We start from the raw sequence: 14,805 nt of genomic DNA, 5'->3' as shown, positions 1-14,805 counted from the left end.
CGCCAGACTGGGCGGTGTGAACACGACTTTTCCCGCGCACACAACGATCGAGCCCGGCATCCTCTACTTCGGCACCCCGGTGGTGCTCATCTCGACGTCCAATGAGGACGGTTCGGCCAACCTGGCCCCGATGTCGTCGGCGTTCTGGCTCGGCTGGCGCGCGATGCTCGGCCTCGGCGCGCGCTCCAAGACCACGCAGAACCTCCTGCGCACGCGCGAATGCGTGCTGAACCTGCCGTCCTCGGCGATGGCCGCCGCGGTCGACCGGCTGGCCCTGACCACCGGGTCCGACCCGGTCCCGCCGGGCAAGGAGAAGCGCGGCTACTTCCACGTCGCGGACAAGTTCGGCCGCGCCGGGCTCACGCCGGCGCCGTCCGAGACGGTCGCGCCGCCGCGGGTCGCCGAATGCCCGGTCGCGATGGAAGCGGTGCTGGAGTCCGTGCACCCGTTCGCCGAGGACGACGAGGCGCAGCGCGGCGGCATCGTCGGGCTGGAGGTGCGCGTGCAGCGGGTGTTCGTGCACGACGACATCCGGATGCCGGGCACGGACGACCACATCGACCCGGACGCGTGGCGGCCGCTGATCATGAGCTTCCAGAAGCTGTACGGGCTCGGCCCGCAGGTGCACGAATCGACGCTCGCGCGCATCCCGGAGCGGATGTACCGCTCACCGGACATCGAGCGGGCGCGCGGCGTCTCCTGACGCTGTGTCCACTGTGGAGCAACGAACCGGCTAAACGACGGCGAAGGACAGAAGAACAACTCGGTAAAACCGGGCGCGACAAGGGCCGCTGCGATCCGCAGCGGCCTTTTTCGCAGCAAGAAATCTCCGTCGCTTCGCGGCCCCGCGTCAAGCGGCGCGCGCGGCGAAACCGCAGGTCGTGTCTCTTCGGACACGGCCCTCGGTACATTGGGGCAGCCGTCCCCGCGGTGATCGCCGGCCCCCGCCGGACTGATAGTCTTTTCCCATTGCGAATCCCAGGCACGGCAACGCAAATCGGCGTCCCGCAAGGGCGCCGGGGCCGGTCGTGCCCGACCCGGCTGTGGGAAGGATGCCCTCGGGATGGCGGACAGGTTCGAGTTCGTTCTCGACGTCGTCGAAGCTTTGGTGATCGGGGAGGCGACCGGCGGGAACATCCGCCAGTTCCCGCTGCGGATCGGCTCCGTGCCCGCGGAACCCGACCGGTACGTGCGGGTCGCGAAGATCGTCAACGACGCGATCGAGGAGCGCAGGCTCTCGACCGGCGACGAGCTGAGCCCGTACGTGCGCACCGCTTTCGAGCTGCTCGCGAAGCCCCGGGTGTCGGTCGCGGTCAGCGGGATCGACGGCCTCGGCGCGGACATCGCCGTGGTCGCGCTCAGCGACGGCAGGCAGGCGCTCGGGATCACCCAGGACGCGAAGACCGACGAACTGCTGTTCTCGCTGTTCGACGACGAGGAACTGGTCGAGGTGATCGCCGGGGTGCTGCCCCACGCGCGCCCGGCCAGCACCGGCGCGCACACGGTCCGCCAGGCGGCCGAGCGCGAGGTGTCCGCGATGACCGCGCGCCGGCGGGCCGAGGCGGCCGAGGACGAGGAAGAGACCGACGCGTTCGGGATGATCGAGGTCAGCGGGCGCGTGCAGCCGCGCCGCCCGGACCCGCGGGTCTCCCGCGCCGCCCCCGGCGGGGTCGAGGTGCTCGAACGCGTGCTGGCGCAGCCGCGGCTCGGCGGCGGGCACATCGTCGCGAGCGGCTGGGGCCGCCACGGCGAGCGGCGCGCCGGATCGCCGATCGGCTGGCTCGACACCGCCGACGGCCGCTACCTGATCACGTCGGCCGTCAGCGAGTCCGGCGACCTGACCGCGGAGTACCGGCCCGCCGGGCGCCGGGATCTCGTCCGGGCCGTGCAGCAGGCGGTCTCCGAGGTCTACTGATCATCCCTTTCCCCGCAACGGCGACAGTTCACGAGGAGAACGAGGTCCCGATGACCGACGACGCAGCGACGGCGATGCAGGACAGGATGGCCCCGGTGCAGGCCACGAGAGCCCTGCTGCCCGCGCGCCAGCTGAAGACGCTGGCCGAGCGGGGATCGTTCGCGGTGGACGACAGCACCGGCGACAAGATGATCGCCGCGCTCGAAGGCGTGGTCGACGCCCTGCAGGCGCGCTGGAACGCGCTGGAGAAGGTCGGCGTGGCCCCGGCGATGTCGAAGAGCCCGGCCGGGCAGTTCGTCAGCAAGCACATGGCCGAGACCGCGCGCGACGCGCAGGGCCTGCTCACCCAGTTGCAGGCGGCCCGCGACGAGTTCCCGACCTACGTCGAGGCGATCAAGCTCGCGAAGAAGAACTACAAGGAGCGCGAGCACAGTTCCGCCGAGACCTTCGAGCGGATCCACCGCACCGCGGGCGAACAGGGCTGAAGGGGAGACCAGTGGCCGAGAAGAAGCAGCCGACCGCCGAGTCCGTCTCCGACCCGAGCTCGACGGACTACGACCCGTCCAACAAGGACCTGTACAACCCGACGCTGGACCCGTCGTCGAAGTACTACATCGGGCCGGTGCGCCCGGACGACGTGGCCTCGGGCGACCAGCTGCGCGAGGACGCGACGGCGAAGATCGACGCCATGTTCAACGGCTGGCTCTTCCCGAACGTCCAGGGCAAGCTGCGCGACCAGCTGATCCAGAAGATGTACGAGCGGAATCTCGAAGAGTCGAAGAAGCACCTGGGCAACGACCTGGAGATGCGCGACCCGGGAGCGGTCCCGCACACCGACTGGAAGAATGCGACGCACGAGCAGATGGTCGACGCGATCACCTCGGAGGCGGACCCGGCCGCGGTGGCCGAGTCGTCGGAGGAGTGGGTGCGCATCGGCAACGAGCTGGCGACGCACCAGAAGAACCTCGGCGACGCGATCAACGCGAGCACCTCGGACTGGAAGGGCGCCGGCGGCGACGCGGCGCGCGTGCACCTCGCGAACGTCGGCAAGTGGCTCGGCGCCACCGCGCAGGGCGCGACGCTGACCGGGCGCCAGCAGGAGGTCCACTCGCAGGCGCTCAACGAGACGCAGAAGGCGATGCAGGCCAACCCGCCGGTGAAATTCTCGGCGCAGGACGCGAACAAGGTCCTGATGACGATCAAGGACCCGGCCGCGTACGTCCTGGCCTACTCCTCGGCGATGAAGACCTACAACGACCAGCAGGCCGCCCGGGAGCAGGCCGCGCAGATCATGACGCGGTACGACCAGACGATCGGCGGCGCGGTGGCGACGCCGCGGTTCGCCGAGCCGCCGAAGCTGCCCACGGCCGAGTACTCGGCGGCGGTCAAAGGCACGCCGACGGGCGGCGGCGCGGGCGCGCCGGGAGGGGGGCAAGCCGGCCCCGACGGCCGCCCGCTCGGTCCGGACGGCAAGCCGATCGGGCCGCCCGGGACCACGGTCGGCCCGAACGGCCAGCTCGTCGGGCCGGACGGGCGTCCGCTCGGCCCCGACGGCAAGCCGATCGGCCCGCCGGGGACGACCGTGGGCCCGGACGGGCAGCCGATCGGTCCCGACGGACGGCCGATCGGACCGGACGGAAAGCCCTACGGACCGGGCGGCAGCGGCGGACCGGGCAGCGTCCCCGGCGGTCCCGGCGGGCAGCACCCCGACCGCAAGTTCGACCCGGCGTCGCTGAAGATCCCGGAGGGCGGCCCCGGCGGCGGTCCGGGCGGCGGCGGTCCCGGCGGTTCGTTCCCGACCGTTCCGGGGCCGAACGACCCGGGCTCGACGAGGGCACAGGGCTTCACCCCGCCGAACCTCCCGCCCATTCCGGGCGGCGGCAATCCCGGCGGCACGAACTTCACCCCGCCGAACATCCCGCCGATCCCCGGCGGCGGCAATCCCGGCGGCGGCGGTCCGAACTTCACCCCGCCGCCCATCCCGAACATCCCCACCGGCAGGGACGGCGACCCGTACAAGCCGAACCCGTACAAGCCGCAGCCGTTCAAGCCCTCGATCCCCGAGGGCCCCGGCGGGATCAAGCCGTTCGAGCCGAAACCGTTCACCCCCGGCAAGATCGGCCCGGACGGCAAGCCGCTGTTCCCGGGCGGCGGCACCGGGCCGAGCGGGGAGAAGCTCGGCGGCATCGGCAAGCTCGGCGGCGTCAACGGCGAGAGCATCAGCAGCAGGCTCGGCGGCGGCGGTGCGGGCGGCCTCGGCGGCGCCAAGGGCGGCCCGGGCTCCGGCGGCGCGTTCAGCGGCGCGGGCGGCTCCGGCCCGGCCGAGGAAGGCGTGGCCGGACGCGGCGGGTCGGGCGCGGGCGGCGCGAAGGGGGCCGCGGGCGCTCCCGGCATGGGAGCCATGGGCGGCGGCAAGGGCGGCAAGGGCCCGGAGGACAAGGAACACAAGGTCGCGAGCTTCGTCGAGGCGGACGATCCGTCGTTCTTCGCGCCGGACGAGGTCGTCGCCCCGCCGGTGATCGGCGACTGGAAGAACAAGGACTGGAAGTGAGGCGGCGATGAGCGGAAGCGCGCAGGGGTTCCGCGTAGAACCCGACGACCTCGTGGCGCACGCGAGCCACCTGGACGGCCTGGTGGACCGCCTGAACACCGCGGTGCAGGCGGCCGACTACGCCATGTCCGACGACGCGTACGGGCTGCTGTGCGCGTTCCTCCCGCCGATCATCAACCCGACCGGGGAGAAAGCGAAGGAAGCGATCGGCGGGGCGATCGAGGGCGTCCAGGCGACCGCGGACAACGTGCGGACCGCCGCGAAGTCCTACCAGGAGGGCGACGAGGGCCAGTCGAAGCCGTTCAGGAAGGTGGCGACCGAAGGTCCGCTCAGCGCGGAAAGCGGCGCGGAACTGAAGGACCGGTTCCGGGTCGGCGGCGTGCGGACTCCGGCCGGGCAGAACCTGCCGTCCGGCCGGGACGCCGTGCCCGCGGAAGCCCGGTACGACAGCGCGGAGCCCTTGCGCCCGAAGGAACGGGCCGACGAGACGTAGCGAGGAGCCGCCCTCGCGGCGCGGCGGCGGGCGGGTACCGTCGGAGGAACGACGGTGCCGGTCGCGGCGAGGACTGGACCCGCCCGCAGCGGCGCGGGCGACGGGATTCGAGGAGAACGAAAAGCATGACCAGCGCGGGTGGGCTGGGCGACCTGATCAGGGACCCCGACGACGCAATCCGGCGAATGGACGAATGGGCGGCCGGGTTCGCCCGCAAGGCGGAGCGCTACGCGGCGGCCCAGCAGGAAACCGAGCGGCTGCGGCTGACCGCGACGAGCCCGGACGGGACCGTCAAGGTCACCGTCGGGGCCGACGGGGTCGTGTCCGACCTGGTGTTCAGTTCCCGCACGCGCACCGTCCCGCCGGAGGAGCTCTCCCGGATGGTGCTCGAGACGATGCGCAAGGCGCAGTCGGGCATCACCGACCGCGTGGCCGAGGTGATGGGCCGCAGCCTCGGCGACGAGGACCCGGACACCCGCGCCGTCATGCTCGATTCGCTCCGCACCCGCTTCCCGGACCCCGACCCGGACCCGGCCGAACAGCAGGACAGCGCGGAAGAAACGCCGGAGCCGCCCGCGTCGCCGCCCCCGGCGAGCGGTGCGCCTCGTCCGCCCGCGCCCGGCGGACCCGCTTCGCCGCCGCAGGGCCGCCGTCCGGGCGGGATCGATCCGGACGAGCAGGACAACAACCCCTGGTGACTCTTGTGGTGCGCCCCGGCCTTCCCGGCCGGGGCGCACTGTCGTTTGTGGACTGTCCAGCGTGGACTCATGCGCGCGGGCTCGGTCCGATGTGGACTCCGTTCAGGAACGTTCCCACCGCCAGCACCCCGAACGCCGCCAGCACCTGCCCCGATCGCCGCGACCCCGGGGACCCCCTTCTCCGGAACCCGAAGAAGAAGATCGCCGGAACCGGCCGGGTCGTGACCCGATATGCCGGATTGTCAGAGCTGGGGGAGCGGAACCTCGGCCGCCAGGTCCTCCGGGGCCGACAGCCGCCACGCCTCGTAGACGAGTTCGGCCAGTTCGTCGGCCTCGATGCCGCTCAGCCGCACCACCACCCAGCCGAATCCGCCGGAGGTGAACTGTTCCTCGAAGACGTCCGGCCGTTCCGCGACGAGTGCCTGCTGCTCCGCGATGGTCTGCTTGAGCCCGACCGTGTCCGTGCGCGGCCAGTGGTAGCCGAAGCGCTTGCCGTGCACGCTGAACGACGTGTAGTCGCGGCCGCTGCCGCGTTCGACGTCGCGCAGCTTGCGGATGATCCGTTCGAAATCCTTGCTCGGCACCGGTCCTGGCCCCCTCCGTCGTGGACCCGGCCATCTTACGGCGGCGGATCCGGCGGGTTCGGCTTACGGTGGTGCGCGGAGGTGCCCGAATGTCCGAAGTGGCCGGCGGCATGCCGCCCGCGATCGAGCCGATGCTGGCCTCGCCCGACGGCGGCAGGCTGCGCGACGACCCGGCGTACGCGTATGAGTTCAAATGGGACGGTTACCGGGCGACCATGCGCGTCGCGCCGGACGGGAGCACGCTGCTGACCAGCCGCAACGACAACGACTTCACCGCCAGATTCCCGCAGCTGGCCGGCGCGCTCGGCGACGCGCTCGGGGGCCGCCCGGCGGTGCTGGACGGCGAGATCGTCGCCCTCGACGAGCACGGCCGTCCCGACTTCGGGCTCCTGCAGAACCGCACCTGGAAAGCGGTCGCGTACTTCGCCTTCGACCTCCTCAGCCTGGGCGGCGTGAGCCTGCTCGACGCGCCGTACGAGGAACGCCGCGGGCTGCTCGCCGAGATCGAGCCGCCGGACCGGCAGCTGGTCGCGATCACGCCCTGGTACCGGCACAGCGACCTCGCCGAAGACGGCATGACCCCGGCCGGGCTGCTCGACGTCGCGCGGACGATGATGCTCGAAGGCTTGATGGTGAAGGCCCGTACGTCGCGGTACCACCCGGGACGGCGCAGTCCGGAATGGCTCAAACACCCGCTCGTGCAGACGACCGAGGTCGTGCTCGGCGGCTGGCGGGCCGGCCAGGGCCGCCGCGAGGGCACGATCGGCGCGCTGCTGCTCGGCGCGCACGACCCGGAGTCGGGGGAGCTGCGGTATCTGGGCGACGTCGGCACCGGCTTCACCGACGCGATGCTCAAGGACCTTCAGGCACAGCTGGTTCCCTTGGAGCGCAAGACAAGCCCGTTCGCCGACCAGGTCCCGCGAGACCGGGCGCGCGGCGCGCACTGGCTGAACCCGGAGGTGGTCGGCGAGGTCGTGTACCGCCGCCTCACACCGGGTGACGGCCGCCTGCGGCACACGGCTTGGCGCGGGCTGCGCCCGGAACGGCGTCCGGACGAAGTCACCGTTCCGGCGCGGTAAAACGCTCCCGGATCAGTCGGCCACCCGGAGCCCGGTGATCAGCAGCCGGGCCAGGCGGCGCGCGTCGTAGCTGTCGTCGGCTTCCGCGCCGATGCACAGGTTCCCGACGCCGCGCATCAGGTGGATGGCCTCCAGGTCGACGTGGATTTCCCCGGCCTCGGCGGCGGCGTTGAGCAGCTGGGCGCACACCGGGACCAGCCGCTCGAGGAAGTACGCGTGCAGCGCCTCGAAGCCGCTGTGGTCGGACTGCATGATCCCGGCCAAGCCGTGCTTCGTGACCAGGAAGTCGACGAACAGGTCGATCCACTGCGCGAGCGCGGCGTGCGGGGAAGCGTTGTCCGCCAGCAGCTTCGGGCCCGCGTCGGCGCACGCTTCGACCTGGTGCCGGTACACCGCGATGATCAGGTCCGCGCGGGTGGGGAAGTGCCGGTAGATCGTGCCCACGCCGACGCCCGCCCTGGTCGCGATGTCGCGCACCGGCGCGTCCACCCCGGACGCGACGAACACCGCCGCCGCCGCGTCGAGCAGGGTCTTCTCGTTGCGCCGGGCGTCCGCCCGCTTGGTGCGGGACCCCGCGTTTTCACCCACGTGCCACTCCCTCCGCGTGCCGCCGGTAGACAAGCGGAACAACGTTCCGTATAGTTACCGGAGCAACGTTCCGTTTGCTCATGATGCCAGACCGGGCCGTCGGCCACCACACCCTCGCGCGCCCGGACGGCGAAAGAAGGTACTCCCATGTCTGCAGTACAGCCCGCGGCTGCGGTCGTCTCGGTCCAGCCGGTGCGGCTCGACGCGCCGGGCCGCGGCGAGGACCTGCCGGTCCGCGTGTCCGCCCCGGCGACCGGCCGGGACCTGCCGGTGATCGTGTTCTCCCACGGGTTCAGCCAGTCCCTCGACGGGTACCGCCCGCTCGCCGACTACTGGGCCGCGCACGGATTCGTTGTCGTGCAACCGACTCATCTCGATGCGCGGACCCGCGCGCTGCCCGCGGAAGACCCGCGCACGCCGGACATCTGGCGGTTGCGGGTCGAGGATCTGCGGCACGTCATCGACCGGCTCGACGCTGTCGAAGCGGCTTTGCCCGGGCTGAGCGGCCGAGTCGACCACAACCGGCTCGCCGTCTCGGGGCACTCCTGGGGCGCGCAGTCGGCGAGCATGCTGCTCGGCGCGCGCGTCGTCGAGGCGGACGGAAGCGTCGGCGAGGATCTCTCCGATCCGCGGGTGTCCGCCGGGGTGCTGTTCGCGATTCCCGGCATCGGCGGCGCGGACCTGTCGCCGTTCGCTGCCGAGAATTTCCCGTTCATGAGCCCGAATTTCGATGAGTTGAAGGCGCCCGCGCTGTTCGTCGCGGGGGACCAGGACAATTCGATGCTGTCCGTGCGCGGCCCGGACTGGTTCACCGACGCGTACCGGCTCAGCCCGGGGGAGAAGAGCCTGCTGACGCTCTTCGGCGCGGAACATTCGCTCGGCGGGCTCACCGGATACGACGCCAAGGAAACCACCGACGAAAGCCCGGAACGCGTCGCGCTGCAGCAGCGGCTCACCACGGCGTATCTCCGCAGTGCGCTCATTCCCGGCGACGACAGCTGGGCGGGCATCGAGGACAGCCCGCTCGGCCGCGTCGAATCGCACGGGTGAAAGGACTTCCCGCGATGACCACGCAACCGCGATTCGGCATCATGACCGCGCCGATGCAGACCAGCTACGCGGCGCTGCACCAAGTCTGGCGCGAGGCGGACGCGATCCCGGAGATCGAGCACGCCTGGCTGTTCGACCATCTCCTGCCGATCGCCGGAGAACCGGACGGGCCGATTTTCGAAGGCTGGACGCTGCTTTCCGCTCTCGCCGCGCAAACCGAACGGCTCCGGCTCGGGCTTTTGGTGACCAGCAACCGTTTCCGTCCGCCGGCGATGCTGGCGAAGATCGCCGCGACCGTCGACGTCGTCTCCGGCGGACGGCTCGATTTCGGGCTCGGCGTCGGCTCCCGGCCGAGTCACCCGCTGGCTCGCCGGGAGTACGAAGCGCACGGCCTGCCGTACCTGGAAACCGCCGACGCGGTGGACCGGTTCGCCGAAGCGTGCACTGTGATCCGGAAGCTGTGGACGGAGGACAAGCCGTTCGATTTCGCGGGGAAGCACGTCCGGCTCGCCGGCGCGTTCGGCAATCCGAAGCCGGTGCAGCGCCCGCATCCGCCGTTCGTCCTCGGCGGCCGGTCCCGCGCGACGCTGCGGGTGGTCGCCGAGCACGCCGACGTCTGGAACATTCCCGGCGGGGACCTCGCGGACGTCGTCGAGCGCGGCGCGATGCTGGACGAGTACTGCGCGGACCTCGGCCGCGACCCGGCGGAGATCGCGCGGTCGATCCACCTGCCGGTGTCCTACGACCAGCCCGCGCTCACGCGGACGGCGATCGGGGAGGCGCTGGAAGCCGGGTTCGGCCATGTGGTGCTGGGGCTTCCCGCGCCGTATCCGGCCGGGGTCGCGCGGTGGGTCGCGGACGAGCTGATCGCCAAGGCCGGGTAAGGGTTTCGTCAGCGGGCGGCGCGCTGGAGGCGGAGCTGCCCGATCTCCGCGACGTTCTTCATCAGCTCCGCGTTCGCCCACGCGAGCAAGTGCCCGATCGGCTGCCGGGGATCGTCTTCCGGCAGAACCGGGACGGCGGAAGCCAAGTCCGCGTCGGTGAGCCGGTCGAGCGCGGCAAGCCATTCCGCGCGCAAGCCGCGGAGCCAGGCGACAGCCGGTTCGCCGGGACCCGGCCACGCGGGGTTCCGCGGTTCCCGCCCGCGGAGCTGGTCGATCGCGCCGCTCCACCACCAGCCGAGGTGCCAGCTCAGCCAGCCGATCGTCGGTGCCGGAACCGGATCGGGCTCGCGGTCGGCCCAGTCCGGCGTCCAGGTTCCGTCTTCGGCGCGGTGCATCGTCCAGCACCGCGCGGCGGGCGCCCAGCCGAAATCGCCGGGTTCGAGACGCTCCAGGTGGTACTCGAACAGCGACCAGGCGAGGTCGAACTGCCAGCGCAGCAGAGACAGGGAGGAATCGGGCACCGGCCGACCTTCGCACACCGGACCGGCCCGGGGAACCGAGTTTCCGCGCGGCCGCCCGCCGTCGGTGCCGCCCGCGGTCGCGGACTCGACGCCGCCGGACGGGCGAAGCCCCCGCCTTCCGGTGGTCGACCGGGAGGGAGCCGTCGTGCCAAGATGACGCGCCTGAACGAGAAGGGGGCTCGGCAGTGGTGCTTGAGCAGGAAGCGAACCCGGCGGGGCGGATCCGGCGGGTGGCGCTCGCCAGCGCGATCGGGACGACGATCGAGTGGTACGACTACTTCGCCTACAGCACGGCGACCGCGCTGGTCTTCAACAAGTTGTTCTTCCCGTCGCTGTCCCCGGCGTCCGGCACGCTCGCCGCGTTCGCGACGCTCGGCGTCGGGTTCGTCGCGCGCCCGCTGGGCGGGATCGTCTGGGGCCACTTCGGCGACCGCGTGGGCCGCAAGGCGATGCTGGTCGCCTCGCTGGTGCTGATGGGGCTCGCGACCGCGGGCGTCGGGATGCTGCCGACGTACCACCAGGCCGGCGTCATCGCGCCGGTGCTGCTCGTCGTTCTCCGGGTGCTGCAAGGGATTTCGGCGGGCGGCGAATGGGGCGGGGCGGCGTTGATGGCCGTCGAGCACGCGCCGGCGGGCAAACGCGGCCGGTACGGCTCCTTCTCGCAGATCGGCGTCCCGGCCGGACTGATCCTGGCGCAGCTGGTGTTCTTCCTGGTGAACAGCTCGCTGTCGCCGGACGATTTCCGGTCGTGGGGCTGGCGGATCCCGTTCCTGGTCAGCCTCGTGCTGGTGGGGGTCGGGCTGGTGATCCGGTTGCGCGTGGAGGAAAGCCCGGTCTTCGCGAAGCTGCGCAGCACCGGCGCGCGCAGCAAGCTGCCGATCGTGGAGGTGCTGCGCGCGCGGCCGAAGCAGGTGCTCGCGGCGGCGGTCAGCTTCATCGCGAACACCGCGCTCGGCTACATCTTCTTCGCTTACCTGCTGTCGTACGGCACCGCGGTGCTCAAGCTGTCCAGCACGACGATGCTGGTCGTGGTGATCGTCGGCAGCGCCGTGTGGCTGGTCAGCATCGTCGCGGCGGCGATCTGGTCGGACTCGGTCGGGCGGAAACCGGTCTATCTCGCCGGTTCCGTGCTGCTGGTCGTGTGGTCGATCCCGTTCTTCCTGCTCGTGGACACCGCGCGGCCGTGGCTGCTGATCGTCGCGGTGGTGGTGCTCAACATCGGTCTCGGCGCGACGTACGGCCCGCAGTCGGCGCTGTTCTCGGAACTGTTCGAATCCCGGTACCGCTACAGCGGATCGTCCTTCGCCTACGCCGTGGGCGCGGTGCTGGGCGGCGGGTTCGCCCCGCTGATCGCGGCCTCGCTGCAGAAATCGACCGGGACGTCGTTGTCGGTCTCGCTCTACATGGTGGGCGTCGGCGTGCTCAGCCTGCTGGCCGTGCTGGCGTTCCCGCGCAAGCCGCTCGTGCCGGTCACAGCAGAGTGAGCGGCACCGCGTCGGCCATTCGCTGGTACCCGGCGTCGTTCGGGTGCAGGTGGTCGCCGGAGTCGTAGGCGGGGAGCATCGCGAGCGGATCGGCGGGATCGCGGACGGCGGCGTCGAAGTCGACCACTCCGTCGTAGATCCCGCTGGTCCGGATGAAAGCGTTCACCGCCTGGCGGGTCTGCTCGAGCGTCGGGTCGTAAACCTTCCAGCCCTTGAACGGCGTCAACGTGCCGCCGATGACGCGGATGCCCCGCGCCTTGGCCTGCGCGACGATCTGCCGCAGCGCGGAGACGAGCATCGCCGGATCGGTCTGGTGCGGGTTCTGCTGGATGTCGTTGATGCCCTCGAGCACGATCAGCGTGCGGACGTCGCCGCTGGTCAGCACGTCGTCGGCGAGCCGGGCGAGCGCGTTGCGCCCCGCGGTGCCGCCGTCGAGCAGCAGCCGGTTGCCGCTGATGCCGGCGTTGAGCACGCCGAGCTGCCCGTGCAGCCGGTCGCTCAGCTTGTCCGGCCAACGCCGGTTCGCGCCGGGCGTGGAGGCCGCGCCGTCGGTGATCGAATCGCCGAGCGTCACCACGGTTCCGCGTGCCGGTCCGCGGACGTCGACTTCGCTGACGTAGTGCCACACCGCGGTTTTTTCGGTGAACGACGCGCCGGATTCCTCGTTCGCGAAATCGCCGGCGCGGGTGAAGAACGACGTCTGCTGCGCGAGCGGATGGTAGGTGACCGGGCCGGACGGCGTCGGCACGTACGTGGTCACGAGGAGGTCCGCGTCGGCTGGAACGCGCAGCCACGCCGGGTCGCTCAGCACCTCGGCCCCGGGCGGAACGACCACAGTGGACTGTCCGCCGAAGGTCAGCGTGCGCATCGTGCCGCTCGCCGCGCGCGGACCGTCGGCGGCGACGGCGAGCGTGACGTGGCCGAAGGTGAGCGGTGCGGTGCCGAAGGCGTTGGAAAGCCTTACCCTGGCCTGATTTCCGCCCGCGCTGGTGTGCACGACGTTGCGGATCGAGTAGTTCGGATACCCCTGCGGCGTGTTCGCCACCGCGGCCGCGGGCGCCGCCGCCCACGTGCCGGCCCAGCCGTGCGCGGCCAGGTCGCCCTCGGCACTGCCCGACGCGGCGAGCGCACCGAGCGTGAGCACGGCAGCCGTGCCCAGAGTCAGGATCCGTTTCATGAAGACACTGTGCTCGCGCCCGCGCGGCACGGCATCCGCGGTCCCAGCCAGCGGGTCGACAGAAAACCGGACAGATTTTGCCTCCGGACGGGGGATGCGGCGGTGGTGGACCCGCCGGAAGGGGTTCACCATAGCGTGATGACTGATTCACAATGGGTATCGCTGTCCGGAAGCACCCGTTCCGCGCTGACCGACGCCGAGGTGCTCGGCCCGCTCGACGCGGACGCCACCGTCACCGCGACCGTCGTGCTGCGGCGGCGCGCCGAACTGGACGTGGCCGCGCTGAGCGAGCCGCTCGCCCCGGAGGATTTCGCCGACCGCTACGGGGCCGCCGCCGACGATCTCGATCTGGTGCGCACGGTCCTCACCGACGCCGGGCTCACCGTCACCGGCACGCACGCCGGATCGCGCCGCGTCGCGGTCCGGGGCTCGGCCAGGGCGATGACGGCCGTGTTCAAGACCGAACTGAACCTGGTCCGCCGCGGCGACTCCGGCGAATTCGCCGCGCGCAGCGGGGAACTGGAAGTGCCCGCCTCGCTCGCGGACGTCGTGGTCGCCGTGCTCGGCCTCGACGAACGGCCGCAGGCGCGGGCGATGTTCCGGCTGCACAAGAAAGCCGCCGGAAAGGGCTATTCGCCGGATCAGGTCGGGCAGCTGTACGGGTTCCCGGCCGACGCCGACGGCACCGGGCAGACCGTCGCGGTGATCGAACTCGGCGGCGGGTACAAACCGGAGGACCTCAAGAAGTACTTCGCCGGCTTGAAGATCGCCGAACCGAAGGTGACCGCGACCGGGGTCGACGGCGGCAAGAACGCGCCGACCGGCGACCCGAATTCGGCCGATGGCGAAGTGGCGCTGGACATCGAGGTGATCGGAGCGCTCGCGCCGGGAGCCGCGCAGGTCGTCTACTTCGCGCCGAACACCGACCAGGGCTTCCTGGACGCGGTGAGCACCGCGGTGCACGCGACGCCGACCCCGGTCGCGGTCAGCATCAGCTGGGGCCAGTCCGAGGACCAGTGGACGCCGCAGGCCCGCACCGCGATGGACCAGGCGTTCGCTGACGCGGCCGCTCTCGGGGTGACGGTGTGCTGCGCCTCCGGCGACAACGGCAGCGCCGACGGGCAGACCGACGGCGCGCAGCACGTCGATTTCCCCGCGTCGAGCCCGCACGCGCTCGCCTGCGGCGGCACAAAGCTTGACGGAACCCCACCGTCCACAGTGAACTCCGAAACGGTGTGGAACACCTCCGGCGGCGGAGCGACCGGCGGCGGCGTGAGCGACGCGTTCCCGGTGCCGGACTACCAGCAGGCCGCCGGTGTGCCCACCCGGTCCGGGGACGGCAAACCCGGCCGCGGCGTCCCGGACGTCGCGGGCAACGCGGACCCGGCGACCGGATACCAGGTCCTGGTCGACGGAAAGCAGATCGTCGTCGGCGGCACGAGCGCGGTTTCGCCGCTGTGGTCGGCGTTGCTGGCCAGGCTGGCGCAATCGGCCGGACGCGGATTCGGGCCGGTGCACAGCAAGCTGTACGCCGGGGTCGGCGCGGGCAAGGCGCAGCCGGGATTCCGCGACATCACCGAGGGGAGCAACGGCGCGTACTCAGCCGCGGCGGGCTGGGACGCGTGCACCGGGCTCGGTGCGCCCGACGGGGCGGCGCTGCGGAAGCTTCTCGGGGGTAAAGCGTCCTGAATGGACAGTCAGGAGGCGGTGTCGAACTCCTGCCGGATCCGCGCGCAGGCAGAGGCAACGGATTCAAAACCCGTCCGGCACGAGTTCGCTTC

Annotated in this window: 14 protein-coding genes and 1 pseudogene; 11 read left to right on the top strand and 4 right to left on the bottom strand. The window is 71.6% G+C overall.

Annotated elements, in window-relative coordinates; genetic code table 11:
• The first annotated feature begins 16 nt into the window (after window positions 1-16).
• The 6 genes and pseudogenes from CU254_RS21270 to CU254_RS21245 all read left to right on the top strand — a co-directional run bounded on the left by CU254_RS21270 (window position 17) and on the right by CU254_RS21245 (window position 5,657).
• Window positions 17-703, top strand: a complete 687-nt coding sequence (locus CU254_RS21270) for a flavin reductase family protein (RefSeq protein ID WP_037714367.1) — start codon at window positions 17-19, stop codon at window positions 701-703.
• A gap of 360 nt (window positions 704-1,063) precedes the next feature.
• Entirely contained in the window at window positions 1,064-1,915 is an 852-nt protein-coding gene (locus CU254_RS21265) for an ESX secretion-associated protein EspG (RefSeq protein WP_009079237.1), read from the top strand.
• Window positions 1,916-1,965: 50 nt separating this feature from the next.
• Window positions 1,966-2,400, top strand: coding sequence for a hypothetical protein (locus tag CU254_RS21260; protein ID WP_009079235.1), 435 nt, complete (start codon window positions 1,966-1,968; stop codon window positions 2,398-2,400).
• Window positions 2,401-2,411: 11 nt separating this feature from the next.
• Window positions 2,412-4,466, top strand: a complete 2,055-nt coding sequence (locus CU254_RS21255; protein WP_100266843.1) for a WXG100 family type VII secretion target — start codon at window positions 2,412-2,414, stop codon at window positions 4,464-4,466.
• 7 nt (window positions 4,467-4,473) lie between these two features.
• Window positions 4,474-4,773, top strand: a pseudogene (locus CU254_RS44250) (type VII secretion target); the annotation flags it as partial.
• A gap of 311 nt (window positions 4,774-5,084) precedes the next feature.
• On the top strand, window positions 5,085-5,657 hold the full coding sequence (locus CU254_RS21245; RefSeq protein WP_100266842.1) for a YbaB/EbfC family nucleoid-associated protein: 573 nt from the start codon (window positions 5,085-5,087) through the stop codon (window positions 5,655-5,657).
• A 242-nt stretch (window positions 5,658-5,899) separates the two neighbouring features.
• On the opposite strand, the gene CU254_RS21240 is transcribed toward CU254_RS21245, so the two are convergent.
• Window positions 5,900-6,241, bottom strand: coding sequence for an MmcQ/YjbR family DNA-binding protein (locus CU254_RS21240; RefSeq protein ID WP_009079230.1), 342 nt, complete (start codon window positions 6,239-6,241; stop codon window positions 5,900-5,902).
• Between the two features lie 89 nt (window positions 6,242-6,330).
• Here CU254_RS21240 and ligD point away from each other — a divergent pair, with 89 nt between their 5' ends.
• Complete coding sequence (gene ligD / locus CU254_RS21235) at window positions 6,331-7,320, top strand: non-homologous end-joining DNA ligase (protein WP_009079228.1); 990 nt, start codon at window positions 6,331-6,333, stop codon at window positions 7,318-7,320.
• A gap of 12 nt (window positions 7,321-7,332) precedes the next feature.
• Here ligD and CU254_RS21230 read toward each other — a convergent pair whose 3' ends face one another.
• Window positions 7,333-7,908, bottom strand: coding sequence for a TetR/AcrR family transcriptional regulator (locus CU254_RS21230; RefSeq protein ID WP_037714365.1), 576 nt, complete (start codon window positions 7,906-7,908; stop codon window positions 7,333-7,335).
• Window positions 7,909-8,055: 147 nt separating this feature from the next.
• Between CU254_RS21230 and CU254_RS21225 the strand changes: the two genes are divergently transcribed.
• Together CU254_RS21225 and CU254_RS21220 are read left to right on the top strand one after the other, a co-directional pair.
• Window positions 8,056-8,958: a hypothetical protein gene (locus CU254_RS21225; protein WP_009079225.1), complete on the top strand. Its 903-nt coding sequence runs from the start codon at window positions 8,056-8,058 to the stop codon at window positions 8,956-8,958.
• A gap of 14 nt (window positions 8,959-8,972) precedes the next feature.
• On the top strand, window positions 8,973-9,842 hold the full coding sequence (locus CU254_RS21220) for an LLM class flavin-dependent oxidoreductase (RefSeq protein ID WP_037714363.1): 870 nt from the start codon (window positions 8,973-8,975) through the stop codon (window positions 9,840-9,842).
• Window positions 9,843-9,850: 8 nt separating this feature from the next.
• On the opposite strand, the gene CU254_RS21215 is transcribed toward CU254_RS21220, so the two are convergent.
• Window positions 9,851-10,363: a DinB family protein gene (locus CU254_RS21215; protein ID WP_037717632.1), complete on the bottom strand. Its 513-nt coding sequence runs from the start codon at window positions 10,361-10,363 to the stop codon at window positions 9,851-9,853.
• A gap of 185 nt (window positions 10,364-10,548) precedes the next feature.
• On the opposite strand from CU254_RS21215, the gene CU254_RS21210 reads away from it, so the two are divergent.
• The gene (locus tag CU254_RS21210) at window positions 10,549-11,847 is read left to right on the top strand and encodes an MFS transporter (RefSeq protein ID WP_009079220.1); all 1,299 of its coding nucleotides are present in this window, start codon (window positions 10,549-10,551) and stop codon (window positions 11,845-11,847) included.
• Here CU254_RS21210 and CU254_RS21205 read toward each other — a convergent pair.
• Window positions 11,834-13,024: an SGNH/GDSL hydrolase family protein gene (locus CU254_RS21205; protein ID WP_009079218.1), complete on the bottom strand. Its 1,191-nt coding sequence runs from the start codon at window positions 13,022-13,024 to the stop codon at window positions 11,834-11,836. The genes CU254_RS21210 and CU254_RS21205 overlap by 14 nt on opposite strands.
• A 138-nt stretch (window positions 13,025-13,162) precedes the next feature.
• Between CU254_RS21205 and CU254_RS21200 the strand changes: the two genes are divergently transcribed.
• Entirely contained in the window at window positions 13,163-14,713 is a 1,551-nt protein-coding gene (locus CU254_RS21200; RefSeq protein ID WP_037714361.1) for a protease pro-enzyme activation domain-containing protein, read from the top strand.
• Window positions 14,714-14,805: the final 92 nt, after the last annotated feature.

Origin of the sequence: Amycolatopsis sp. AA4 (assembly GCF_002796545.1) — a bacterium.
GTDB lineage: Bacteria > Actinomycetota > Actinomycetes > Mycobacteriales > Pseudonocardiaceae > Amycolatopsis.
Note: the sequence above shows the minus strand (reverse complement) of the source record. Positions and strands in the feature narration are given on the sequence as shown.